22 protein-coding genes and 1 pseudogene are annotated in these 23,958 nt (G+C 48.9%); 19 read left to right on the forward strand and 4 right to left on the reverse strand.

The features are described from left to right. Positions 1-22: 22 nt before the first annotated feature. From PGL01S_RS19755 to PGL01S_RS19770, 5 genes and pseudogenes are all read left to right on the forward strand, one after another. Positions 23-712: a copper homeostasis protein CutC gene (locus PGL01S_RS19755; protein ID WP_127496299.1), complete on the forward strand. Its 690-nt coding sequence runs from the start codon at positions 23-25 to the stop codon at positions 710-712. Positions 713-930: 218 nt separating this feature from the next. After that, positions 931-3,544 (forward strand): annotated as a pseudogene (gene ppsA / locus PGL01S_RS19760) (phosphoenolpyruvate synthase). A gap of 73 nt (positions 3,545-3,617) precedes the next feature. Then, positions 3,618-3,794: a hypothetical protein gene (locus tag PGL01S_RS30910; RefSeq protein ID WP_164775524.1), complete on the forward strand. Its 177-nt coding sequence runs from the start codon at positions 3,618-3,620 to the stop codon at positions 3,792-3,794. 170 nt (positions 3,795-3,964) lie between these two features. Further along, entirely contained in the window at positions 3,965-4,162 is a 198-nt protein-coding gene (locus tag PGL01S_RS19765; RefSeq protein ID WP_127496300.1) for a WYL domain-containing protein, read from the forward strand. Beyond that, positions 4,128-4,382: a hypothetical protein gene (locus PGL01S_RS19770; RefSeq protein WP_127496301.1), complete on the forward strand. Its 255-nt coding sequence runs from the start codon at positions 4,128-4,130 to the stop codon at positions 4,380-4,382. The genes PGL01S_RS19765 and PGL01S_RS19770 overlap by 35 nt, the downstream gene beginning before the upstream one ends. A 56-nt stretch (positions 4,383-4,438) precedes the next feature. On the opposite strand, the gene PGL01S_RS19775 is transcribed toward PGL01S_RS19770, so the two are convergent. After that, entirely contained in the window at positions 4,439-4,891 is a 453-nt protein-coding gene (locus PGL01S_RS19775; protein WP_127496302.1) for a Dps family protein, read from the reverse strand. A gap of 165 nt (positions 4,892-5,056) precedes the next feature. Here PGL01S_RS19775 and PGL01S_RS19780 point away from each other — a divergent pair, with 165 nt between their 5' ends. From PGL01S_RS19780 to PGL01S_RS19810, 7 genes are all read left to right on the forward strand, one after another. Then, positions 5,057-7,381, forward strand: a complete 2,325-nt coding sequence (locus PGL01S_RS19780; RefSeq protein ID WP_127496303.1) for an ATP-dependent DNA helicase — start codon at positions 5,057-5,059, stop codon at positions 7,379-7,381. 135 nt (positions 7,382-7,516) lie between these two features. Then, on the forward strand, positions 7,517-8,182 hold the full coding sequence (locus tag PGL01S_RS19785) for a GntR family transcriptional regulator (protein WP_127496304.1): 666 nt from the start codon (positions 7,517-7,519) through the stop codon (positions 8,180-8,182). An 18-nt stretch (positions 8,183-8,200) separates the two neighbouring features. Then, positions 8,201-9,886, forward strand: coding sequence for a dihydroxy-acid dehydratase (ilvD, locus tag PGL01S_RS19790; protein ID WP_127496305.1), 1,686 nt, complete (start codon positions 8,201-8,203; stop codon positions 9,884-9,886). Positions 9,887-9,993: 107 nt separating this feature from the next. Next, complete coding sequence (locus tag PGL01S_RS19795) at positions 9,994-10,188, forward strand: DUF2188 domain-containing protein (protein ID WP_127496306.1); 195 nt, start codon at positions 9,994-9,996, stop codon at positions 10,186-10,188. Between the two features lie 184 nt (positions 10,189-10,372). Beyond that, on the forward strand, positions 10,373-10,771 hold the full coding sequence (locus tag PGL01S_RS19800; RefSeq protein ID WP_127496307.1) for a hypothetical protein: 399 nt from the start codon (positions 10,373-10,375) through the stop codon (positions 10,769-10,771). A gap of 122 nt (positions 10,772-10,893) precedes the next feature. Then, positions 10,894-11,580, forward strand: a complete 687-nt coding sequence (locus PGL01S_RS19805) for a YetF domain-containing protein (protein ID WP_127496308.1) — start codon at positions 10,894-10,896, stop codon at positions 11,578-11,580. Between the two features lie 140 nt (positions 11,581-11,720). Beyond that, positions 11,721-12,482 (forward strand): SDR family NAD(P)-dependent oxidoreductase, encoded by a 762-nt coding sequence (locus tag PGL01S_RS19810; RefSeq protein WP_127496309.1) that lies wholly within the window; start codon positions 11,721-11,723, stop codon positions 12,480-12,482. Between the two features lie 97 nt (positions 12,483-12,579). Here PGL01S_RS19810 and PGL01S_RS19815 read toward each other — a convergent pair whose 3' ends face one another. Next, positions 12,580-13,827, reverse strand: coding sequence for an ATP-binding protein (locus tag PGL01S_RS19815; RefSeq protein WP_127496310.1), 1,248 nt, complete (start codon positions 13,825-13,827; stop codon positions 12,580-12,582). A 191-nt stretch (positions 13,828-14,018) separates the two neighbouring features. On the opposite strand from PGL01S_RS19815, the gene PGL01S_RS19820 reads away from it, so the two are divergent. Next, on the forward strand, positions 14,019-14,342 hold the full coding sequence (locus PGL01S_RS19820) for a hypothetical protein (RefSeq protein WP_127496311.1): 324 nt from the start codon (positions 14,019-14,021) through the stop codon (positions 14,340-14,342). A gap of 57 nt (positions 14,343-14,399) precedes the next feature. Here PGL01S_RS19820 and PGL01S_RS19825 read toward each other — a convergent pair whose 3' ends face one another. Beyond that, positions 14,400-16,892, reverse strand: coding sequence for a glycoside hydrolase family 27 protein (locus PGL01S_RS19825; protein WP_127496312.1), 2,493 nt, complete (start codon positions 16,890-16,892; stop codon positions 14,400-14,402). A gap of 286 nt (positions 16,893-17,178) precedes the next feature. Between PGL01S_RS19825 and PGL01S_RS19830 the strand changes: the two genes are divergently transcribed. The 3 genes from PGL01S_RS19830 (at position 17,179) to PGL01S_RS19840 (ending at position 20,778) form a co-directional block, all read left to right on the forward strand. After that, the gene (locus PGL01S_RS19830) at positions 17,179-18,615 is read left to right on the forward strand and encodes a PAS domain S-box protein (RefSeq protein ID WP_127496313.1); all 1,437 of its coding nucleotides are present in this window, start codon (positions 17,179-17,181) and stop codon (positions 18,613-18,615) included. Positions 18,616-18,964: 349 nt separating this feature from the next. Then, on the forward strand, positions 18,965-19,945 hold the full coding sequence (locus tag PGL01S_RS19835; protein ID WP_244935666.1) for a purple acid phosphatase family protein: 981 nt from the start codon (positions 18,965-18,967) through the stop codon (positions 19,943-19,945). 71 nt (positions 19,946-20,016) lie between these two features. Next, entirely contained in the window at positions 20,017-20,778 is a 762-nt protein-coding gene (locus tag PGL01S_RS19840; protein ID WP_127496314.1) for a spermidine synthase, read from the forward strand. 16 nt (positions 20,779-20,794) lie between these two features. Here PGL01S_RS19840 and PGL01S_RS19845 read toward each other — a convergent pair whose 3' ends face one another. Next, on the reverse strand, positions 20,795-21,685 hold the full coding sequence (locus tag PGL01S_RS19845) for an AraC family transcriptional regulator (protein ID WP_127496315.1): 891 nt from the start codon (positions 21,683-21,685) through the stop codon (positions 20,795-20,797). 125 nt (positions 21,686-21,810) lie between these two features. Here PGL01S_RS19845 and PGL01S_RS19850 point away from each other — a divergent pair, with 125 nt between their 5' ends. The 3 genes from PGL01S_RS19850 to cysC all read left to right on the forward strand — a co-directional run bounded on the left by PGL01S_RS19850 (position 21,811) and on the right by cysC (position 23,951). Then, positions 21,811-22,641 (forward strand): phytanoyl-CoA dioxygenase family protein, encoded by an 831-nt coding sequence (locus tag PGL01S_RS19850; RefSeq protein ID WP_244935668.1) that lies wholly within the window; start codon positions 21,811-21,813, stop codon positions 22,639-22,641. Between the two features lie 308 nt (positions 22,642-22,949). Further along, entirely contained in the window at positions 22,950-23,219 is a 270-nt protein-coding gene (locus PGL01S_RS19855; RefSeq protein WP_127496316.1) for a CD3324 family protein, read from the forward strand. Positions 23,220-23,384: 165 nt separating this feature from the next. Further along, a complete protein-coding gene (gene cysC, locus PGL01S_RS19860) occupies positions 23,385-23,951 on the forward strand; it encodes an adenylyl-sulfate kinase (RefSeq protein WP_127496317.1) in 567 nt (188 codons plus the stop codon). The last annotated feature ends 7 nt before the right edge of the window (positions 23,952-23,958 follow it).

A 23,958-nucleotide genomic window follows, 5' to 3' on the forward strand; every position in this document is an offset into this window, starting at 1 on the left:
TCCGGAGAGAGAAGGTATAGGTATGAGATTGGAAGTTATAGCAACGTGCATGGACGATGCCTTGACGGCGGAAGCGAACGGAGCGGACCGTCTTGAGCTAATAACGGCGATTACGGAAGGAGGCTTAACGCCAGGAATCGGTCTAGTGGAGCGGGTGGTACAAGCCGTCCGGATTCCGGTATTTGTAATGGTGCGTCCACACAGCCGTTCGTTTGTGTACGCGGAGCATGATATCGATACGATGGCTTCGGAAATAAAAGCGATTGTAAATGCCGGAGCGGCAGGCATTGTGCTAGGCGCTTTAACGCCTGAGGGGAAAATCGACGAACAGGCGCTTGAGAGGCTTCTGCCGCTTACCGGCGGTTTGCAAGTAACGTTTCACCGAGCGTTTGACGAGCTGGCCGATCAGCATGAAGGACTTCGAACCTTGATGAAGTATCCGCAAATTACGCGAGTCTTAACTTCTGCCGGGCCAAGACCGGCGATAGAATCGGTGAAGGAAATGGCCGATCTTGTTTCAGCAGCCACACGAAGCCATCTTGCGATTTTGGCGGGAAGCGGTCTTACGACGGAAGGCGTTGCAGACTTTATAATGCGGACCGGAGTAGGGGAGGTTCACTTTGGATCGGCTGTCCGGTACAACAAATCCAACCTGTCGCCGATAGATCCTTCCGCGCTCCGGCAGCTGGCTGACAATTTACACCTGTTGTGATGAACGTATATAAATAAATATATATATATACAAAAAAAGAACCTGGGCAAAAGCCCGGGTTCTTTATATTGCGCATCCGTAAACGCAATGTTATAATCGGTTTACGACTGTCTTATAGGTAAAAGTCATAGTTATCTTATCTTACAATTTAATTGTAGCATGCCGATTCAAATCTTGTCAAATGTTTTTATTAAATTTACGATCGGGAGAGATGCGGAATGAATTCATTGGTGCTTGATTTGAAGGAAGCCGACCAAACTCAGATTTCGCTTGTTGGCGGAAAAGGATCCAATCTTGGCGAATTAATAAAAATGAATGGCATACACGTGCCTGAGGGATTTTGCGTGACCACCGAAGGCTATCGAAAAGCCATTGAATCAAGTCAAACGTTTCATGCTCTGGTGAACCGGTTAACGTCGCTGAAGCCCGAGAACCGAGGGGAGATCGGCTCAATCAGCAGCGAAATCCGTCAGACTATCAGACGACTCGAGATTCCGGCGGAGGTTGTAGCAGCCGTTGCTCATTACCTTTCGCGGTATGGCGAGCAGTCTGCCTATGCCGTACGCTCCAGCGCAACGGCGGAGGACTTGCCGCATGCCTCTTTTGCCGGACAACAGGATACCTATCTCAATATCGTCGGCAAGGAAGAGATACTCAGGCATATCAGCAAATGCTGGGCATCCTTGTTCACGGACCGCGCGGTCATCTACCGGATGCAGAACGGATTCGACCACGGTCAAGTTCATTTATCCGTCATCATCCAAAAGATGGTCTTCCCTTACGCATCGGGCATTTTATTTACCGCGGATCCCGTCACGGCTAACCGCAAGGTGTTGTCCATTGATGCCGGCTTTGGACTCGGAGAAGCGCTGGTCTCCGGCGTGGTATCGGCCGATTGCTATAAAGTGCGGGATGAAATCATTGTCGACAAGAGGATAGCAGCCAAAAAGCTCGCGATCTATAGCCAAGAAAATGGCGGAACCGTAACGCAGCCAATGGATCCTGACCGGCAGAACAATCAAGTGCTGACGGAAGAACAGATTTTGCGACTGGCACGGATCGGAAGACGAATTGAAGCCTATTTTGGCTGTCCGCAAGATATCGAATGGTGCCTGGCGGAGGATACTTTCCATATCGTTCAGAGCCGGCCGATCACAACCTTGTTCCCGATTCCAGAATCGAATGATGCAGGAAATCATGTTTACGTATCCGTTGCCCACCAGCAAATGATGACCGACCCTATCAAACCGCTCGGTCTATCCTTCTACCTAATGACGACTCCCGCACCCATGCGGAGGGCAGGCGGATGGTTGTTTGTTGATGTTACCCAAATGCTTGCTTCTCCGGAAAGCAGGGAACGGCTTTTAAATACAATCGGACAATCCGAACCGCTGATCAAGGACGCCTTAACGACCGTAATCAAGCGTGGAGATTATATCCAGCCCGTATCCACGGAAGCTTGCGAACCTCATCCCGACCGCAGCCCAAAAGCTTCTCCGCCTGCAAATGCACAAGCAGAACCGGAGCTTGAGCCTCATATGGTTGCTGATTTAATTAAGAATAGCGAAGCATCGATCGAGGAATTAAAACGAACGATCCTAACGAAATCGAGCACGGAGCTATTTGATTTTATCGTGGAGGATATCCAGCAGCTGAGGAAGGGTATTATTTAACCCGCAAAGCATTCAAATGATTATGGCTTCCATGAATGCTTTAACCTGGATCAACGAGAAGCTTTACGAATGGTTAGGCGAGAAAAACGCAGCGGATACGTTATCCCAATCGGTTCCGAATAACGTTACCTCGGAGATGGGATTAGCGCTTATGGATGTCGCGGATGTCATTCGTCCATATCCGCAAGTCATTGAATATTTGCAGAATGGTAAAGATGATTTGGAGGGACTAATCACGGTGGAGGGAGGACAGCAAGCCCTAACTGCGATTCATCATTATCTCGAGAAATACGGCATGCGTTGTCCCGGAGAGATCGATTTGACCAGAACCCGCTGGAGCGAAAATCCGGCTGCGCTTATTCCCGTTATACTTACAAACATTAAAAACTTCGAGCCCAATGCCAGCACCCTTAAATTCGAGCAAAGACGCCAGGAAGCTCTGGATAAGGAACAAGAGATATTAGCAAGGTTAAGGCAATTGCCCGATGGCGAGGAAAAAGCAAGCGAAACTAAGAAAAGAATTGATCTGATCCGGAATTATGCCGGTTACCGGGAGTATCCGAAATACGGGATGGTCAGCCGTTATTTTGTTTATAAGCAGGCCATTCTGAAGGAAGCCGAACAACTCGTGCACAAGAACGTCATACAAGAAAAAGAAGATGTGTTCTATCTCGCTTTTGAAGAGCTTAAAGAGGTTATACGCTCGAACCAGTTGGATGAGCAGCTCATCATTAAACGAAAAGACGATTATAAGCGGTACGAAAAGCTAACACCGCCACGCGTCATTACATCTGACGGCGAAATCATTGCAGGCGAGTACAGACGCGAAAATCTGCCCGCCGAGGCTATAGCGGGTTTAGCGGTTTCCTCCGGCGTTATCGAGGGCCGGGCACGCGTCATTCTGGACATGGGGGAAGCAAATTTGGAGGAAGGGGATATATTAGTTACCTCTTTTACGGACCCGAGCTGGACCCCTTTGTTTGTATCCATCAAAGGTTTGGTCACTGAAGTAGGCGGACTAATGACGCATGGCGCGGTTATTGCCCGCGAATACGGGATACCCGCGGTAGTTGCCGTAGAGAATGCCACGACTTTGATTAAAGACGGGCAGCGGATCCGGGTGCACGGAACGGAAGGGTATATCGAAATCTTGTCCTAACGATTGAACTGCATAAATCTGACCGGAAATACACAATCTAGATTTAGCTTTTGCAGAAAGGATGAGCCCGGAAATGTCCGATAACAGTAACTACAACCATAACCAGCATGATCATACCGACAATAATGATCAGCGGCAAAATAGCGTTCACGGCGGAGAGAACCGCAATGGACGTCTAAGCCAGATTAAAAATAGCAATCCGAATGGCGAAGAAGTGCAAAACGAATTTTTAAGCGAAAAAGAACTATAAGCCTCGAGACGGAAAAAATAACGGGAACAGCAGCCAAATCGGCTGCTGTTTTTTGTTGCGGGCTAGCCAGGCGCTTAAATTATTCCATTTTACGTTTGGTATCTTGCATCGGGAACGTATGTTTGGTATATAATAAATAAGAACAAATGTTCCTGGCGGGGTGAATTCGAATGGAGAGGTTTATCGGCAAAGTGGTACAGCTCATTTATATTGATCGAAAGCGCGAGGTAAGCATACGCGATGTTCGCGTTATATCGGTTAAAGCCGGTCGGCTGAAGGCGTATTGTTTTCAGGCTCAAGCCATTCGTATTTTCAATCTCGAAGGAATCGTAGATGTTGAAATCGCGCGAAAGAAAGAAGGGGCTTAACCTGTTGAACGATACGGAGCGGAAATTGCTCAGGATTCTATTTAATCGAAATGGCCATCAGAATACGCGTATCGTTATTCCGGAATTAGCGCGATTCGCTCAAAGGGAAACGGGGCAGATCCGAAAGGCGCTTGAGAAATTGCGCGAGGAGCGCTTCATCGAATGGGAAGATACGATGGATTACGTGAGGGTTATTCCCGGATGGCTGCAATTGCGTTAAATGTAAACAGCCCGCTTCATTAGAAGCGGGCTGTTGTTGTTAAATGGGCAAACTTCTTATTTACCGTTAAACGCGCTAAGCATCCAAACATGTTTTTCGAGCTTGGTATGGATGGCAAGCAGCATGTCCGCCGTTGTTTCGTCGCCGGCTTCCTCGGCTTCTCCCATTCCTTCCTTAAGTTCATCTATCACTAACGAGAAATCTTTAATAAGCTGGTCAACCATTTGTTCGGCTGTCTCCTTGCCGCTGGCCTCCTTAAGGGTGGACTCCTTCAGGTGGTCGCTCATTGTGGCGATCGGCTGGCCTTTTACCGCGAGTAAGCGTTCCGCGATTTCGTCGACATGCAGTGCCGCTTCTTCATAGAGCTCCTGGAACTTAACGTGCAGCGTAAAGAACTGCGAGCCTTTGACGTACCAGTGATAGTTGTGAAGCTTCGTATAGAGAACGCTCCAGTTGGCGATTTGGCGGTTCAAGTGTTGTTGGACGGTTTTGGTTGTTTTGGTAGTCATGCTACATTCATTCCTCTCGAGATTAATATTGAACTCTGGTTAGTAAATAAACAGGAAAACGATCATTGAAACAGCATCGCTCTATTTACTCCCGAACATCCGTTTGGTATAGTCGATTCAATAAGGAATCTTGAACGGCGAAGAGCGAGGAGCGAGGAGAACGTTATGACAAATACTGTGCAATTATCCGTGCGTGCGCTCGTGGAATACGCTTATAGGAGCGGGGATATCGATACAGCTTTCCGATCGGCCGTTGCGCTTACGGAAGGAACGAAGGCGCATCAGCAAATACAGCGGCAATATGGCGAGCAGGATGCCAAAGAGGTATACGTATCGGCAGAAATGGCTTTCCGGGATCTGCTGTTTGTCATTGACGGCCGTTGCGACGGCCTTCTTCAGACCGATGGCGGGTTAACGGTCGACGAGATCAAATCCACCTCCGGCAGACTCCCCGCCCTTATGGAAGAGACGCACTTCGTACATTGGGCGCAGGCGTATTGTTATGCCTATATGGTAGCAAAGGAGCGGGAATTAGCTTCGATTAACGTTCAGCTCACCTACATGCATATAGACACCGGGGAATGCCGCCGCTTCGTGCGGACGATGACAGTAACGGAACTCGAGCAGTTTTTGCTCGATACGGTTAGCAGCTATTATCCGTATGCCGCTATGAAAATTCTTCAAGCCGCAAAACGGGATGCCAGCATCAAGAAACTGGCTTTCCCGTTCTCCTCGTATCGGGCTGGCCAGCGCAAGCTGGCAGCTTCCGTGTACCAGACGATCGTGGATGGGCGCAAGCTGTTTGCGAAGGCGCCAACCGGAATAGGCAAGACGATGTCGACACTTTTTCCGGCTGTGAAAGCGATTGGGGAGGAACGGCTGGAGCGGCTCTTTTATTTAACAGCCCGAACGACAACGCGCACGGCTGCCGAAGACGCGCTTAAGATGCTCGGCGATGGCGGTCTGCATCTGCATGCGGTTACGTTGACGGCAAAGGAAAAGGTATGCCTGAAAGACGAAGTTCGCTGTTCTCCCGAGTACTGCGAATTCGCAAAAGGGTATTACGACCGCGTAAATGGAGCCATCCTGGACATGCTGGGCAGCGAGACGTCCATGACGCGCGAAGTCATTGAACGGTATGCTTACAAGCACCATGTCTGCCCGTTCGAGTTTTCGCTTGATGCCGCTTATGCGGCGGATGCGGTCATTTGCGATTATAACTATATTTTTGATCCTCGCGTAAACCTGAAGAGACTGTTTGAGGAGCAGAAGCGGAAGACGGCATTATTGGTAGACGAAGCGCATAACCTTGTCGACCGGGCACGGGAAATGTATTCGGCGGAGCTTAAAAAAGCCGATTTCCTCGAGCTTCAGCGCGCAAGCAAAACGATTCGTCCGCTCGTGTACCAATCGGCGAAAGCAGTTAACCAATATTTTATTGCTTTGCGCAAATCCATTGAGGAAAGCGGCAAAGAAGCAACCGGCACAAACATGGAGCGTTACCTGCCTGAGCAATTGATTGAACAATTGGAATCGCTTGTCCAAGCGGCGGAAGAGCAATTGGCTCAAGGGGATCAAGATCCGTTATTGCTGGACGTCTATTTCGGTTGCCAGCATTTCTTGCGCATAGCCAAGCTTTATGACGAGCGATACGTCACCTACGCCGAGAAGGAAAGGAATGACGTTCGCATCAAGCTGTTCTGCCTCGATCCATCGTATCTGCTTCGGCAATTTGCCAAAGGCTACAAAGCACAGATACTGTTTTCCGCTACGCTGTCTCCGCTTCATTATTTTATGGACATGCTTGGCGGAGATGCTGAAACGGATTACTCGGTCGCCATTCCCTCGCCATTCTCGTCCGAGCAGCTTGATGTCCGGATCGAAAAGCTGTCGACCCGTTATCAGGATCGCGTACGGACAATGGACCGGGTCGCGGGTTTGCTGCATTCGATGGCCGAACGGCGACGGGGCAATAATTTTGTGTTTTTTCCGTCATATGCCTACATGAACGGAGTGTATGAACGTTTAATGGAACTGTCGCCGTCCTCCGAAGAGACGACAACCTATACGACGATTGTCCAAAAGCCTTCTATGTCCGAGGAGGAGCGGGATGCCTATCTGGCCGCCTTTGCACCGGACAATAAAAAGACGCTTGTCGGCTTCGCCGTTATGGGCGGCATTTTCTCGGAGGGGATCGATTTGGTGGGGGACCGTCTTACCGGCGTGGCCGTCGTTGGAGTAGGATTGCCTCAGGTCGGGCTGGAAAGGAACATTATTAAAGACTATTTCGACCGGCAAGGGAAAAACGGCTTCGAATATGCATACGTCTTTCCCGGCATGAACAAAGTGCTGCAGGCCGGCGGGCGGCTGATCCGTTCGGAAAGCGACCGGGGAATGCTCATGCTGATTGACGACCGTTACGCGCAACCCCAATATGCCAGGCTTTTGCCGCGGGAATGGAGTAGGCAAGAGACAAACAAATCCGAGTAGGAAGACGAACCCAGCAGGGGGCGTCTTTTTTTATTCTGATAAAAATGGGATATGTTGCTTGCATTAAATATAGGTATGCGATATATTGCATATAAGATTGATAATCGATAATAAAGAGTAAGGATGATTAAAGCCATGCCCGTACCTAAAAATTTCGTCTCGCCTGCGCGAATGTCCGCAAAAGAAAGAGCTTTTTCCCAAATCCAACGATGGATTATCGACGGTACTTTGCAGCCAGGAGAAAAACTGATCGACGCCGAATTGGCGGAATCGCTTGGCGTCAGCCGCACGCCGATACGTGAAGCCTTTCAGCTGCTCGAAGTACAAGGGCTTGTATCCACGCATCCGGGAAAAGAAACGAAAGTAACGGAAATCGAGAAGGACGACATTTTTAAAATGTATTCTACGATGGCCGTTCTCCAGGCTTTAGCAGCCGACATTACGGCGAAAATTATTGTTCCCGATCAAATTGAGCAGTTAAGAGCAATCAATCTGGAATTTGCTGATTCCATTAAGAGCGGTCAAGCTTATCAAGCGATGGAGGCGGATGAACAGTTCCATAATTTAATCGTGGAGCTGTCGGACAATCCTTATATCGCTACCTTCAGCGCATCCCTTCAGATTCATATCCGGCGCTTTAAATATGTGTTCTTAAAACAGCCGATTACTGCTGCGCAAACGTCAGTCGATGAGCATGCACGAATTATTTCGGCCTTTGAGAAAAAGGACAGTGAGCTTGCTCATAACGTGATGAAGCAAAACTTCATTCGCCCGATGCAGGAATTATATGAATTACTTTAAGAGATAGGAGCGAGAAACATGGCAAATGGAAAAGATCTTCGAATTCGCAGCAAGGTAATTAGCGAGGGAGTTAATCGGGTACCAAACAGGGCGATGCTGCGCGCTGTAGGTTTTACGGATGAGGATTTCAAGAAGCCAATGATTGGCGTAGCCAGTACATGGAGTGAAGTTACCCCTTGCAATATGCATATCAACGACTTAGCCGCCCAAGCTAAGCAAGGAGTACGCAACCATGGCGGCGCTCCCTTGATTTTTAATACCATCACCGTATCAGACGGTATATCCATGGGTCATGGCGGCATGTTGTTTTCCCTGCCAAGCAGGGAAGCAATTGCGGATTCCATTGAAATTGTAACCGGAGCAGAGCGGTTTGACGGAATCGTAGCGATCGGCGGCTGCGATAAAAACACTCCGGCTTGTCTTATGGCAATCGGTCGAATGAATCTCCCGGCCGTTTACGTGTATGGAGGGACCATTCAACCCGGTAATCTGGACGGGAAGCAAGTTGATATCGTTACGGCTTTTGAAGCGGTTGGTCAATATCATGACGGAAGAATGACGGATGAGCAGCTTCACAAGGTCGAATGCAGCGTATGTCCGGGCCCGGGCTCTTGCGGCGGGATGTATACCGCTAATACGATGGCTGCAGCGGCGGAAGCAATGGGCATGTGTCTCCCAGGTTCATCTTCCACGCCTGCTATATCGCCTGACAAAGCTGCGGAATGCGCTGCAGCCGGGAAACAGGTTATTTCGCTGCTGGAACAGGAAATTTACCCTAAGGATATTATGACAAGAAAAGCGTTCGAGAATGCGATTACGGTTGTTATGGCTTTGGGTGGTTCCACCAATGCCTTCCTGCATTTGCTCGCCATTGCGCACTCGGTAGGCGTTGATTTAACCTTGGATGATTTTGAGCAGATCCGGCTTCGCGTACCTCATCTGGCAGACCTGAAGCCAAGCGGCAGATACGCGATGCAGGATTTAAACGATATCGGCGGGGTTCCGGGCGTTATGAAGTTATTGCTTGCCGAAGGCCTTCTTCACGGGGATTGCTTAACCGTTACCGGTAAGACCTTGGCGGAAAATTTAAACGACATTGCTCCGCTGCAACAGGACCAGGACGTTATTCGTCCATTGGACAATCCGCTGAAGCCAAATGGACCTCTAGTCGTGCTTAAAGGAAACCTAGCCCCGGAAGGCGCCGTTGCCAAGATGTCCGGCATGAAGAAGCTGCGGTTTGTTGGACCGGCCAAGGTGTATGATAGCGAGGATGAAGCAACCGAGGCTATTTTGAAAAATGAAATCCATAAAGGCGACGTGCTGGTGATTCGCTATTGCGGACCTAAAGGCGGGCCGGGCATGCCGGAAATGCTGTCGGTTACCGCATTGATTGTAGGCAAAGGCCTTGGAGGGGAGGTTGCTCTGCTGACGGATGGTCGGTTCTCCGGCGGTTCACACGGGTTCGTAGTTGGCCATGTATCGCCGGAAGCGCAAGTAGGCGGGCCAATTGCGCTGCTTAGGAACGGGGATATCGTCACGATTGACAGCGAAACCCAGCAGATCATGTTCCAAGTGACGGAAGAGGAATTGTCCGCACGAGCGAAAGCATGGGTGCAGCCTCCGCTTAAAGTAAGCTCAGGCGTATTAGTGAAGTATGCCAGACTGGTGTCCTCTGCTTCAAAAGGAGCGGTTACTGATCTTTAAGGCATCCATACAACCGCAGCAAAAGAGAGAATCAGCCGCTCAAATCCTTGTTTCAAACCCATCTTGAATGTCTAAAAGGGAGTAACAACGTTCAAGGAGGAATGGACATGCCCTGGAACAAAGACGACTATCCGGATTCTCTCAAAAACTTCATGGCTCCGATCCGCAACAAGGCGATTGATATCGCTAACGAGCTGTTGAAGGATGGCTATTCCGAAGGCCGCGCGATTTCCATCGCTACCGCCAAAGCCAAGGAATGGGGAGAGCATCACGATAAGCAAATCCGCAAGAAAGGCCACTGACCACCTTCGTTAATCCCGTTAATTAATTTGAGTAGCCGCTATTATGCGCGGTGCCGAAACTTTTTCAAAATAATTGAATTTACAACAGGGAGGCCCTCACCATACGGTGGGGGTTTTTCTGCATTCTTTTCCAGACGTTAAGAAATACTTTACTTGAATAATTGACGACTAGGAGAGAAATAAGATGAATTTTCGTCGTATTGTGGTTATCCCTTTAGTTTGTTTCCTGATTGTTTATTCAAGGGCTTATGCAAATGCTGATCCGAATCCACGTACGGATGTCCTTGAGAAAGCGATGCTGCAGGAATTAAACCCCGTGATCAAGAGCTCGCTGCAGATGATTTACAACGAAAAATATCCTCAGTTTAATTGCGAGAGGATTATTTCGATCAATGAACATTTTACGCTTAAAAAGAACAGAAGCCGCGCGCTCCCGGTTGACGCCATTCACGGAGCTCAATATTTTGAAATAGCGGTAGAGCTGTGCAAGACGGACGGCGAACGTGTTCAACTCTTATTAAAAAATGATAGCCCCGATGGAAGTTACGCGATGAAAGATCATAAAATCATAGCTGCTCCTTGATTGCATATCTGATGCCGCGTATAACGCGGCTTTTTAATTTTCCTGAAACGTGCTTCACTCTATCATGAGCAGGGTATATATCCTAAAAATTCACGTTTAATAGAATGCGAGTGTGATTTTCTATGGATTACGCAATGATATCGGTGAAGCTCGTCACGGGTTTCTTTGGTCTGTGGTTCATGACCAAGCTGCTCGGCAAGAAGGAAATATCGCAGCTTACTCCGTTCGATTTCGTTTCATCGCTTATGTTGAGCGAGCTTGTGGGGAATACGGTCTATGACCGCGATGCGCATTTTTCGATGCTCATCTATGCCCTCGCGTTATGGATGGCGTTATCGCTGGCCTTGGAGAAGGCAGTTCAGCTTATACCCGCCCTATCGATACCTCTTAACGGCAGACCGGATATCATTATTCGCGACGGCGAAATCGACGTGAAGGCAATGAAACGGAATCGGCTGGATATGCATCAGGTTGGCATGCTGCTAAGAGAGCAGGGCGTCTTTTCCGTTCGCGAAGTAGCATTTGCGGTATTCGAGCCCAACGGAAGTCTCAGCGTAATGAAAAAGCCAAGTCATGAATCTCCGACTCGGGCAGAGCTTCAGGTGGAGGAGCCTAAGGCAGCACTTCCGCGCATTCTTATCGAGCAGGGCAAGCTGCAGAGCGGCGAGCTTAAGGAGATTGGCCGAAGCGAAGAATGGCTGTTAACTCAACTGGAGGAGCATGGCATCAATCGCATAAAAGCCGTCTATTACGCTGAATGGACGGAGGAGAAAGGCCTGCATCTACAGTTAAAGGATACGGCCGAATAAAATCTTTTATTTCAATCCAAAGGACATACGGACCGGGACGGCAACATGAATGGTCTTTTATAAAAAAGAAGAAGGCATTTGTTCGATAACAAAGAATTATATTATCGTATGAACAAGTTAATGGACAAGGAGAGCGAAACATGAGGATTGATCTATCTGGAAAAGTAGCCTTGATCACAGGGGCGACAGGCGAACTAGGCCGCGTCATCGCACGTTCACTCGCAGAGTGCGGGGCGGATATCGCCTTGCATTACCATAGCAACGAAGCCAAGGCAGCTGAACTAAAAAGCACGATTGAAGCGCTCGGAAGGCGTGCGGTTGCTATTAAAGCAGACGTAACGAAGCAGGACTCCATTGGCGCGCTTAAGCAATCCGTCGAATCGAGCTTGGGTCATGTGGATATCGTTGTAGCGAATGCGGTCGTGCAGTACAAATGGACTTCCGTACTTGAGCAGCCGGCCGAGGACTATGCGAGCCAATTCGAATCCTGCGTCATGCAAAGCGTATATTTAGCTAAAGCTTTCATTCCGTCCATGATCGAGAAGAAGTCCGGGCGTTTCATCGGCATCAACACAGAGTGTTCAATGCAGAACTTCCCAACGCAATCGGCTTATGTAGCCGGAAAAAGGGGCATGGATGGCGTATACCGGGTGCTCGCGAAGGAAGTAGGCGAACATCAAATTACGGTCAATCAAGTCGCTCCAGGCTGGACAATCAGCGAGCGCGAGCGCACGAATGGCTTGGATGAAAGCGCCAATTACATCAAGAACGTTCCGCTCAAGAGACGCGGCACCGACCAGGAGATCGCAAATGCGGTCGCATTCCTTGCCTCGGATTTGGCCAGCTTCATTACGGGGGCTTATATCCCGGTTAGCGGCGGCAACGTCATGCCAACGATATAAATTAGGTTCAATAAAGCATACTTTAATTCATTTTTTTATGACAAGTCATCAAAAACCGGAAACGACATTCGTTTCCGGTTTTTGATTTTCCGAAAAATCATACCTGTTCATTCAACGGAAGCGTGATGTGATACGTGGTTCCGGCGCCTTCCTTGCTATGGACCTCGATCTTGCCGTTCATTCCCCGAATGACGCTGAAGATAACCATGGTCCCAAGACCGGTACCCTTGTCTTTGGTGGTATAATAGGGCGCCCCCAGACGGTTAAGCTGCTCCTCGTTCATGCCGATGCCGGTATCGGAAATTGAAATGATGACGTTGTTGCTGGGTTCGTTGACCGTATAAGACAAAGATAGCTTCCCCCCGGCGGGCATCGCCTCGATTGCGTTCTTGCCGATATTGATGATGGCCTGCCTGAACTTGGACTTGCTGCCGTATACCGTTGCGGGATGCTTTATGTTCGTGATGATCTCTACGTTCTGCATATTCGCGTAGGAGCTCAGGATTTGTGCCGCCTTGGAGAGTGCCTCATCCAGGCAGATGGATTCGAATCTCTCGATCTGAGGTTTAGCAAGAGATAAATAATCGGAAATGATTGATTCCGCCCGGTCCAGCTCCTCGAGTGTAATAGCGGAGAATTCTTTGCGTTTATGTTCGCTTAGTGCCGGATTGGACAGCAGTTGGATGAAACCGCGGACGGACGTTAACGGGTTGCGGACTTCATGCGCGACCGAAGCTGCGATTTCGCTGACAACCTTCATTTTCTCCGCTTGGATAATTTCTTCTTGCATCCGATTCTGCGAGCGGATCGTTTCAATCATGAATACCAGCATGACCGCCATGACGCATTGAACGAGGATAATAGGCAGACTTGGTATGAACGAAGCCATAAAGAAAGTCTCCTTGCCCTCGAGCAGGGCATAAAAATTGACGACCGTCACGCGCAAAAAAAAGCATATACCGGAAGCAAGCAGCATTCTTTTTTTGGCGCCGCTTTTCTCGTATGTCCTGATGAGAAGCAGCAGCAGAACGATTGTCGGCAGCAGCGAAAGGAAGTAATGAAAAAGCTCGATGCCGCCCAAGATCTGCCTGTACGTCAGCATGCTGCCAAATAGAAGCAAGGTCGTATAAATGCCGCCGTAGAGCGAACCGATGACGAGAGGAATAGCTCTGAGATCAAGCACCGAATCGAAGATTTTGACGGGAAAGGTCATTGTAATAATCAGGGGAATCAAAAATAAAACGTAAACGAAAAGCGGGTGTTTACGTTTATTGAAAGGTCCGTAAAAAATCAAAGGCAGGAAAATAATAAAAGCGTTGAGGATGAAGTCGGAATGAGAGATCATGAGATGTTCCTTTCGTGAGTGCTTGCCATTGTTTTCGAGAGAAGAACTGTCAATTCCTTCAAACCGGGAGAGTTAATTTTATATGAAGGTTGTGAATAGTTTGATCCGGGAACAGCGCAACTTCCAAAAGTAGGTAACGTATTCATGTCATACTATTTTTTAAGGAGATACGAATGAAAGGGGGATACGATTTGAAGAAAATGCTAGTGGTCCTATTGGCTTTGTCCATCATAACGGGATGTTCATTCCAAGCAAACTCCACTGATCGTGTACGTTACGTATACACTGTAACCATTAAAGATAAAACATACGGTCTTACTGATGTACAAGTACCCAAAGAACAAATTGGCGAGAAAATTGGAAATATCCCCGTAGACTGCAGTGTACCGGAATGTGCAGCACCTCCCGGGAATACCTTTTACAGCATCAAGGGAAAGGAAAGCAAGAAATATGTGGCAATGTTAAGCTTCGACGGAGAAACATATTACCGATGGACAAAAATAAAAGAAGCATAAGACAACAGACAAGGCTGCCGACAATTCCGGCAGCCTTATTATTTTTGTTGCAAACGATTACGGCGTAACCCGAATGGAATCCAGCAGCATATACGTGCCGGACTTCTTAACGGCCTTAAGCGTATGGCTTCCGCTCGTCAAGCCCGTCGCCTGGTACACGACTTGGTTAACTTGCCGAGTGGTACTCGCCGTGTTAACCGTTGCCTGCAAGACGTTGTCGATGTAGATATCAACGTTGCCTTGGGACGCGTCCTTCTCCGTAATGAGCTCGACGCCGGTGCCCGTGAACGCGAACTGCAAGGAATCGTTGTTCGTCTGGCTGAAATGCACGTCGTTGTTGTAATCGCCGAAGCCGCGATTGCCGTTCAGCGACCATGAACCGGTGTAGACGATGCCGGGATCGGTATCGTTATACTGGATGCGCGGGCTTTTGATTTTGAATTGATCGATCAGCATGTACGTGCCGGATTTTTTTACGGCTTTGATCGTATGAGTACCGCTTGTCAGCCCCATTATGCTATACACGGTTTGCTGGACGAGGCGCGAAGGGCTGTAGGTGTTTACGGTTTGCTTGAACACGTTATCAATGTAAATATCGACGTCGCCTTGGGCAGAATCCTTCTCCGTGACGAGGTCTATTCCCGTCCCATTGAACGTGTATTGCACGAAATCGTTGTTGGTCTGCGTGAAGTGGACGTCATCCTGATAATCGCCGAAGCCCCTGGCGCTGTTAAGTGACCATGCTCCCGAATAGGAAATACCCGGGTCCGTATCGTTTACAGCGAGTGGTGATGCTACAAAGAAGCGCAACTTGTCCAGCAGCATATAAGAACCGGATTTTTTGACTGCCTTTAGCGTATGCGTACCGTTCGTCAATCCGCTGACGCTGTACACGGTCTGCTGCAGCTGCCTCACGCTGTTATACGTACTGACTGTTCCTTTTAATACGTTGTCGAGATAGATATCCACATTTCCTTGGTCGGGAGATTTCTCGGTAATCAGATCGATACCGGTACCTTGGAAGGTATATTCGAAAGAATCATTGTTCGCCTGGGTGAAATGCACATCGTCCTGATAGTCGCCTAGCCCGCGGTTGTAACTGCGCTGCCAGGAGCCTGTGTATTTGACACCGGTATCATCGTCGTTTGCGGTTACGGAACCGCCGGAAGCAGTCACCTTGAGCAGCCGCGATGCATGGGGCGGCAAATTAACGGAGCTGTATCCCGCGTTGAACGATCCAAGGTCGTTGTGACTCCACAGATCGCGCACTGCAGCGGCGCCGTTCAGACCTATGTCGTTCCAATTCACCGTCACGGTAGCGGCGGAGGACCCAAGGTTGAACAATCCGACGGTATACGTTCCGTCGCCGTTATTGGCGTACCAGACTTGTTGATTAGACGCGGTCGATACGGGATGGGCTGGCCGGCCGGCCTGATTGACGGCAATGACTTCATCGTTCGTTAAAAGCGACAAACCAAAAGCGTCCAGGTTGGTCAGATCGTTGCCCGTATACAGCTGTGCCGAGGACATCGCCCACAGCGACATTGCCGTCTGCCGCTCATCCTGCGTCAAGCCGTCCATCGCTCCGTTGCCAACGTTAAGCGAGTCGAAGTCGTTCCAGCCGCCCGGCCCGGCATCCCGCCACCAGACAGCGGCGTCCGGGAAGAGTCGAGCGATGTTCGGCCAGCTCGTGAGCGCCGTATTGACGCAGTAGCATTCTACGTCCCAGTCAACGCGCCAGCCGTTGGCGTATTGCTTCCAATAATCGACGTAGTTATGGTCGAGCGCCCACGAGATCTCGAACCAGATGCCGCGCGAGCTGAGCGCCTGCGACCAGGCTGCCACGTCGCCGCGAGCGTCAATCGACGTATCGTTATGACCGGAACCGGGGGTAACGCTATCGAATTTCACGAAATCGACGCCCCAGGAATCGATAAGATCCGCGATAGAATCAATGTACTTTTGGGCGCATGCGTTTCCGAAGTTGATTTTGTAGTCCAACCCCCAATAATCCGCGGTTGTCAGCGGTTGGACGGCGATGTCCTGCATCGAGCAGCCCGGGGCGCCGTAGATCGGCAGATCGGCGTCATAAGCTTGAGGGGAGAGACCCGGAATGAAATAGAGGCCGAATTTTTGTCCGTTGGCATGCACGTAATTAATGACGTCAGTCAATCCGTTCGGATAAAGCGTCGTGCTTGGCACGGGCCGTCCGTAGCCGTCAAGGCCGCCATTCCATCCCGCGTCCACGTTAATATACTCGTACCCATGCGACTGCAGCTTCTGATGCATCGCGTCCGACTGCGCTTTGATCTGCGCCGCCGTGATCCAAGCGCCGTTGCCGGAATACACCTGCATGCTGTAGCTGCTCCAGCCCATAAGCGGCTTTAGAGCCAATCCGTTGTTCGCAGCCTCCGCGACTCGGGGTGGCAGAAAGCCGTAACCGCCGAAGACGGCGGTCAGCAGCAGGGCGAGTCCCAGGATAATCGCGCCAGCCGGTTTGAATGCTTCGGACAACCTTGCGGCATACCTTGCTTTGTACTGTACCTTCATGAATTCCTCTCCTTCGCATTGATAAATTGTCGTCAAGAAAACGTAGCTCTCCGGTTGGAGAAACCCTGCAAGACAGCGCTTTCTTTGCTCCGATCATAGTGGCTGCGAGGAGTCCCGGACAAGGTACAGTTAAGCGCTTTCAGGTACAATTTTCCTGTTTTGCGGAATGCTCCGTTCATATTGCCGGCTAATATCCGTGCATGGAAAAGCAAGAGATATGGAAGCAAATGAGATTGGCTGGTATAATGCCTTATTGAGGATCAACTGCTTTTCAACGGAGGATTAGATGTATCCAAATTTTAACGGCCATAATCTTTTTTTGCATGCATTCGAGAAATCTCCAATTGGGATGGCTTTGTTATCGTTTGATGGACGTTATTTAAAAGCTAATCCTTCTTTATGCAGCATGTTAGGATATAACGAAAGTGAATTAATAAATCAAACCGCTTTTTCCGGCACCCATCCTGACGATTTAGAAGCAGATCTGGAATTATGGCGTAGAATGGTACAGGGTGAGATCGATGGTGATCAAATCGAAAAAAGGTATATTCATAAATCCGGGACCATCATTTGGGGACTTCTAAATGTGACTGTCGAGAGGGATGTACAAGGGATTGATGGCAATCATGTTTTCATTTCCCAAATCGTAGATATATCGGAGCAAAAAAAGAAGGAAGAAGAGTACAAGAGGATTGAAGAGCTGCACATGCTTATTTCGGAGCACTCGCAAGACGTGATATTACGATTAACTCCCGACGGAATTATCTCGTATGTCTCGCCAGCTGCCCGTTACCAGATCGGATACGAACCGGAAGAACTAATAGGGAAGCACGCCTATGAGTATTGGCATCCGGATGATTTGAACGGCGGCTGGTTAAGGCGGGGCAATCCCGACCATTCGGATAGCAGAATATTCGTGTACCGTCTTCGGCATAAAAGCGGCCATTACATCTGGCAAGAAGCTCACTCTAAAAAAATTAGAAATGCCGCGGGAGAAATTCAGCATGTGATCAGCATGGGACGCGACGTAACCGAACGGGTTCATTCGGAAGAATTAATCCGGAGATCGGAGAAGCTCTCCTTAATCGGCGAGCTTGCGGCCGGGATCGCTCATGAAATTAGAAATCCGCTAACCAGCCTGCGAGGATTTATGCAAATGTATTTGAAAGAGGATAGGGATGGTTCAAAGAAATTGCGTAATGATGTCATGATATCGGAAATCGACCGAATCAATGAGATCGTAAGCGAGCTTCTTGTGTTAGCCAAGCCGTCGAATGAGGTCTATGAGTTAAGGGACCTGGTGCATCTATTAACTCACGTTACAAGATTATTCGAGGGACAAGCCAACCTATACAATGTTCAAATAAAGCAGGAATTCGACGCCAATCTGCCGTTGATTCAATGTCAAAGCAGTATCAATCAAGTCTTTATTAATGTTTTTAAAAATGCCATCGAATCCATGCCTAAAGGCGGAGAAGTAACTCTGCAAGCTAAGCAAATGGGGAATCATATAAACATTCGAATTAAAGACACGGGGTATGGAATACCGAATGATGACATAGCCAAGATCGGCAATCCATTTTTCACTACGAAAGAAACAGGAACAGGGTTGGGATTAATGGTTTCGATGAGGATTATCCAAAATCATAAAGGAACGATGCGAATCGAGAGTGAAGTCGGGAAAGGAACGATGGTTGAAATGAGTCTGCCGATCAACAAATAGGATTTAGGCCTGCGTATGCTTAACCTTTAAGTATACTTTAGGCTTTTTTATTTTTTACGGGAAAGGAGGATATTGCAATGATTCCACCTCGAAAAATCCGGCAAATATCCATCTTTTTCATCATTCTTTTATCGGCCATTGGTTTCGGGATATTGATCGGTCAGCAAAGAGAAGGCGGGGCGAAAACGTCATCCTCCGCTTGGTCGCCTGTCTCGCTCGTGACGACATTCAAGTCGGATCCTCATACAAGCCGGGCATTCACCTGGTACACGCAAAGCCCCGATTCGGGACCGTGCTCCAAGTGGTACCGTCCCTGTCTACAGATACGCCTACTTTCGAGGAGGCCGGTGTGCTTGCATTTAAGGGAACAAGCGACTCCATAGATACCGGGGATACCGGAATTCAAGGAGTTCATAAAGCGGAAGCAACAGGACTAGTTCCGGGAACAACGTATGCTTATCGGGTAGGGGATGGCAAGCAGGAGCACTGGAGCGAAGTCTATAAATTCACGACAGAGCAAGAGGGGACAACTGATTTTACATTTATCAACGTAGCGGACTCTCAGGGCATCACCCTTAGTGATTTCCAGGCATGGGGTAAAACGCTCAATAAAGCATTTCAAACGTTTCCCGATTCCTCCTTTATTGTTCATAATGGGGATCTGACAGAGAATCCCGACGATGAAACGGGTTGGGAAAATCTATTCGGCGAAGCTGGACAATGGGTCGCTTCATTTCCGTTCATGCCCGTAACCGGAAACCATGACGAAGTTGATGATAAAGCTGAGCGCTTTGTTTCCCATTTCAATGTACCCGACAACGGCTCGGAAAGCTCCATCGCCGGAACAACGTATTCCTTCGATTATGGCGAAGCTCATTTCGTCATGTTAAACACGGAATCGAAACTTAAAGACCAGGCTAAGTGGCTGGAGCAAGATCTTGAGGCTGCGAACAAAAAGTGGCTTATCGTCTCCCTCCATCGAGGGCCTTACGCGGGAAATCAGAAGGAGTCGGTGCTGAAGCAGTTCGTCCCGCTATTCGACAAATACAAGGTTGATCTCGTCCTGCAAGGCCATAATCATGAATATGCCCGTTCTTATCCGTTAAGAAACAACAAGATCGTAAGCGAAAACGAAGGAACCGTGTATGTGGTGACAAATACTTCCGGTCAAAAATTCAACGAGAAGAAGGAAGACCTGTTCTACCAGAAGGTTCATTTCCAAAACTATAAACAGATGTTTGCAGGCATCCGTGTAAGCGGGGACAATTTGAGCTACAAGGCTTATGACGTGGACGGCAAGCTATTAGACCAGTTTGTATTAACGAAGTAAAGAATATAGGAACAAGTCTGCAATGAGTAATCGGATTGTACCGCAAGTTATAACGAAAGGAGGCCAGCGGCATGCGCGTGCTTTATGAAGCAGCCATGGATGAAGAGCGCGACGGATTTGTCGTGGGCGACGTAGACGAGCTCTTTGGAAAAAAGGGAAACTTCCGGGTGCTGCAATTTTCGGATGCGGCCGTGCAGGGAGCGCTAGATCTGGACGATCCACAGCGGATCGTATTCGAATATCCACGGGCGATCCTCCATCTGCTGGAACATAACCAACCGGGGCTGGAGAACGTATTTCAAATCGGACACGGGATCGGGACGATCGCCCGGCATTGCCGGGGCGAACGGTTCAAGACCGCGGAGCTCGACGAACGAATTGTCCAAGCCAGCCGACAATATTTTGGTTCCGCCGGGGAATTGATCGCGATCGGTGACGGACGCCGTATTTTGGAAGGCGAGGAAGCGGAGTTGTACAACGGCATCATCGTGGACGCCTTCACGGACACTGGCGTACCGAGGCATTTGACAACGGACCGTTTCTTTGCGACAGCCGCGGAGAAGCTCGACTCCGGAGGGATGATTTTGCTGAACGTGACCGGCAAAGGACCTAGCGACCGGCTGATTGGCGCCCTTCACGCAACGCTGCGTGAATCTTTCACTCACGTATCGGCTTACATGCTGCCGACTGACCGGGCGTCCGAAACGCGGAACGTGCTGCTTGCAGGGCGGAATGGCCGAATCGAATGCCGGGCGCGGGATATGGCCGGCTTCGTTCCGTTTGAGCCCGCTCCTGGACATGTCATTAAGGAATCGGTCCCATTCTCATGCTGATCAAATTCATTTAATGCTAGGTTGGTTTATGATGCGCAGCCCGCCATTTGCTGGGAGTCATGCCGGTCACTTTTTTGAACACTGTGCTGAAATGCTGGCTGGTCTTGAATTCAAGACTTAAAGCAAGGCTCGTAATGGGAGTATCTGAATGCGCCAATAGCTGAGCGGCATACTCTACGCGTGAACGTTCCACGAATGAAGAAGGCGACTGGCCAAAGCTTTCCCGGAACAATCGGTAAAAATGGGATTCGCTCACCCCAATGGAGGCAGCGATGTCCCGGTTGTTCCAATGCTTCTCGGGGTTTCGCTGTATGTTTTCCACAATGGAACGCAAAGCGGCATGCAGATCTTCCGGGATATGCAAATCCGGAGGAGGCTCGGTCATGTTAAGAATCAGATCCAGCACCATATGGCGGACTTTCAGCTTGAGCCAGGGCTGCGCTTCCGTTTGAAGAACTTGCTTCAGCCTTCGGAAGCTTATTTTCAATTGATTATTGGTCCGCAAAACCCTAGGCAGATTATGCAGTTTTTCTATGACGGCATCGACTTCAATCGCGCTTAAACCAAGCCATGAGGAATCCGCTGAAGGCCGTTTTACAATCATCCACCAGATCGAGCAGGGCTCCATGTAGTCCATACGCGCCCGGTGAGGCTCATTCGGCCGCGTATGAAACATCTCGCCGGCCCTTGTCTCATAATCCTGTCCATTGACCTCCCAAGTTACTTTCCCGCTCTCTACGAACACAAATTCAAAGGCTCCATCATGCTCATGATGAGACAATCTTAGCGCTTCGGTGAAATGATCATAGCCAAGCATGAGAAGCTCCGGAACCTGTACGGCACCGGAATTGCCTTTTTCCTCCCCATCATATACCCAACGTCCCGAACGGTCTTTCCCGGCTGTCATTGGCAAGTCTCCTTGTGTCAAATCATATCTATGTACAAAATCCTATTCGATAGTTTCCGGGAAGTCAAAGTCTAAAAAAGTTGATATCTTAAGGGAGAATCAACAATTATAGACGAAGAGGTGGAATGATGGGTTTTATTCCTTATGAAGTAACTGCGCAAGATAAACGGGATTTCGAACGCGATGGTTATTGGATCAGCCCTAAGCTTATTGATGACGAGACGATTGAAAAGCTTCGACTGGCTCATGAACGGATATGGGCATCCGATTTCGATGGCGACGGTTACCCCATGCATGATGTTCGCATTCCCGAGAATAAGATAGCGTTGCGAAAACACGATAACGGCTGGTGGATTAATGACGAGGTTAAACATGTTGTTACCCATCCGGATTTAGGACGCATGTCCGCTGATTTGATCGGTGAATCCTCGATTAGACTTTGGCATGATCAAGTCATCTACAAGCCTAGTGCAGCAGGTCAGGAAACGATGGCGGGCAATGTTGGATGGCATCAGGACTATGGCTTTTGGAAATGCAGCAGTACATCGAATATGGTAACCGTCTGGATTGCCTTGCAGGATACCGATCTAAGCAATGGGGGAATGAGAACGATATTGGGTTCCCACAAATGGGGAGTCGTTGAAGGGAGCGCTGCTTTTTTCGACCAGGATCTGGACGGACTTAAACAGAAGTTTTCCGGGTTGGGGGAATGGAAGGATGAGCCGTGCATATTGAAAGCCGGCCAGGCTAGCTTCCACCATGGATTAACATTCCACGGTTCCGGACCAAATCTGTCAGAGCAACCGCGGCTTTCCATTGTTGCGCATCTGATGCCCGGAGATACAGTATACAAATCGGGCAGGGGCAGACATGACAATGTTCGATTAATAGGTCCTCGGCCCTATGACGGGCAGCCTTTCAATAATGAATATTTCCCATTGCTTTACAGCAGATAAGCATCGAAGGGGGATAATGGTCAGAGAGCCTCTCGAAAAATAGAGTATCCCTTTACAATATAAGGAATTAACTTTAATATCTCAATCATAAGGAACACGATAAATGGATGCGAATGAGGAGGTACTGCCGATGATCGAAGAAACGCTGCTCTGTGCAAAGTCTACACTATAAACAACGGCGGTTGTTTGTATAGAGCGTAATATCAGTTTTAATTAACCGCCTGTGTGTTAGGCAGCTTGAACGTTTATAGTGATAGGCTTTGCCCCTAGTGTAATGGAATCTATTACGTAGGAGTGGAGCAACTATCATGAAATATGTTAAAGCGGACATGGTCTTGCCGGAGCAGCTGCTGCGGGAAGTTCAGAAATATATGAATGGCGTCATGATGTACGTGCCGAAGGCTGAGGGAGACCGTATAGGCTGGGGCGTCAAATCTGGCGGAAGACAGAGGCTTGAACAGCGTAATGGCGAAATGCGGGAGTTATTCTCGCAAGGAGCGACAATCGAGCAGCTTACGGAACGCTTCTATCTATCATGCGACACGATTAAAAAAATAGTATATGCCAAAACAAAATAGAAGAAGTTTATAACCTTAAGCCGCATAGGACCTGCTCCGATGCGGCTTTCGTGTAGGTCAAGAATGGGTTGAACGGTTTGTTGCCTATTCTTGGATGAGGAGCGGTTGCTAAAATAGAAAACGTTCCCCATTAATAATCAAGTTATTGCCCAGAAAGGAGAGAGTATGATCAAGCAACATCCATGTAAGCTTGCCGCTAACCACCGTGTCGGGGTTGTATGGTTTACCGGTTTATCCGGCTCTGGCAAAACGACAATCAGTCAGCGGGTGGAGCGGTTATTGCTCGATCGCGGTTATCATTGCGCCGTGCTCGATGCCGATAAGCTGCGGGCAGGGCTAAATTCTGATCTCGGATATACAGAGGCGGATCGAACGGAAAACTTGCGGCGTACAGCTGAGGTAACTGCCATGTTCTTGGATGTTGGCTTTATCGTCCTCGTTCCGATGATTACGCCCACGGAGGCAATGCTAGCGCAGATTCGAAGGCGTTTCGATGCGCATTCGTACACGGAAGTGTATGTGCGATGCTCGCTTGACACATGCGAACAACGAGATCCCAAAGGGCTGTACCGTAAGGCACGAGAAGGTATACTCCAAGATTTTACCGGCATTGATGCACGTTATGAACCACCGGCGCAGCCGGAACTAATCCTGGATACGGAGCATCGGTCGATCGGGCAATGCGCGCAGCAGCTTGTTGAATTTATTGATCGTAAATATTCAATTCATTAAAAAGGAG

Source organism: Paenibacillus glycanilyticus NBRC 16618 (genome assembly GCF_004000805.1).
Lineage (GTDB): Bacteria > Bacillota > Bacilli > Paenibacillales > Paenibacillaceae > Pristimantibacillus > Pristimantibacillus glycanilyticus.

Bases quoted from the DNA above. Each gene is read 5' to 3' on its own strand.
- PGL01S_RS19805 (WP_127496308.1), top strand. From the start codon at position 10,894: ATGGATTACGCAATGATATCGGTGAAGCTCGTCACGGGTTTCTTTGGT.
- PGL01S_RS19825 (WP_127496312.1), bottom strand. From the start codon at position 16,892: ATGAAGGTACAGTACAAAGCAAGGTATGCCGCAAGGTTGTCCGAAGCA.
- PGL01S_RS19765 (WP_127496300.1), top strand. From the start codon at position 3,965: ATGGAGAGGTTTATCGGCAAAGTGGTACAGCTCATTTATATTGATCGA.
- PGL01S_RS19755 (WP_127496299.1), top strand. From the start codon at position 23: ATGAGATTGGAAGTTATAGCAACGTGCATGGACGATGCCTTGACGGCG.
- PGL01S_RS19800 (WP_127496307.1), top strand. From the start codon at position 10,373: ATGAATTTTCGTCGTATTGTGGTTATCCCTTTAGTTTGTTTCCTGATT.
- cysC (WP_127496317.1), top strand. From the start codon at position 23,385: ATGATCAAGCAACATCCATGTAAGCTTGCCGCTAACCACCGTGTCGGG.
- PGL01S_RS19855 (WP_127496316.1), top strand. From the start codon at position 22,950: ATGAAATATGTTAAAGCGGACATGGTCTTGCCGGAGCAGCTGCTGCGG.
- PGL01S_RS19780 (WP_127496303.1), top strand. From the start codon at position 5,057: ATGACAAATACTGTGCAATTATCCGTGCGTGCGCTCGTGGAATACGCT.
- PGL01S_RS19840 (WP_127496314.1), top strand. From the start codon at position 20,017: ATGCGCGTGCTTTATGAAGCAGCCATGGATGAAGAGCGCGACGGATTT.
- PGL01S_RS19845 (WP_127496315.1), bottom strand. From the start codon at position 21,685: ATGACAGCCGGGAAAGACCGTTCGGGACGTTGGGTATATGATGGGGAG.
- ilvD (WP_127496305.1), top strand. From the start codon at position 8,201: ATGGCAAATGGAAAAGATCTTCGAATTCGCAGCAAGGTAATTAGCGAG.
- PGL01S_RS19815 (WP_127496310.1), bottom strand. From the start codon at position 13,827: ATGATCTCTCATTCCGACTTCATCCTCAACGCTTTTATTATTTTCCTG.
- PGL01S_RS19795 (WP_127496306.1), top strand. From the start codon at position 9,994: ATGCCCTGGAACAAAGACGACTATCCGGATTCTCTCAAAAACTTCATG.
- PGL01S_RS19785 (WP_127496304.1), top strand. From the start codon at position 7,517: ATGCCCGTACCTAAAAATTTCGTCTCGCCTGCGCGAATGTCCGCAAAA.
- PGL01S_RS19810 (WP_127496309.1), top strand. From the start codon at position 11,721: ATGAGGATTGATCTATCTGGAAAAGTAGCCTTGATCACAGGGGCGACA.
- PGL01S_RS19850 (WP_244935668.1), top strand. From the start codon at position 21,811: ATGATGGGTTTTATTCCTTATGAAGTAACTGCGCAAGATAAACGGGAT.
- PGL01S_RS19775 (WP_127496302.1), bottom strand. From the start codon at position 4,891: ATGACTACCAAAACAACCAAAACCGTCCAACAACACTTGAACCGCCAA.
- PGL01S_RS30910 (WP_164775524.1), top strand. From the start codon at position 3,618: ATGTCCGATAACAGTAACTACAACCATAACCAGCATGATCATACCGAC.
- PGL01S_RS19830 (WP_127496313.1), top strand. From the start codon at position 17,179: ATGTATCCAAATTTTAACGGCCATAATCTTTTTTTGCATGCATTCGAG.
- PGL01S_RS19770 (WP_127496301.1), top strand. From the start codon at position 4,128: ATGTTGAAATCGCGCGAAAGAAAGAAGGGGCTTAACCTGTTGAACGAT.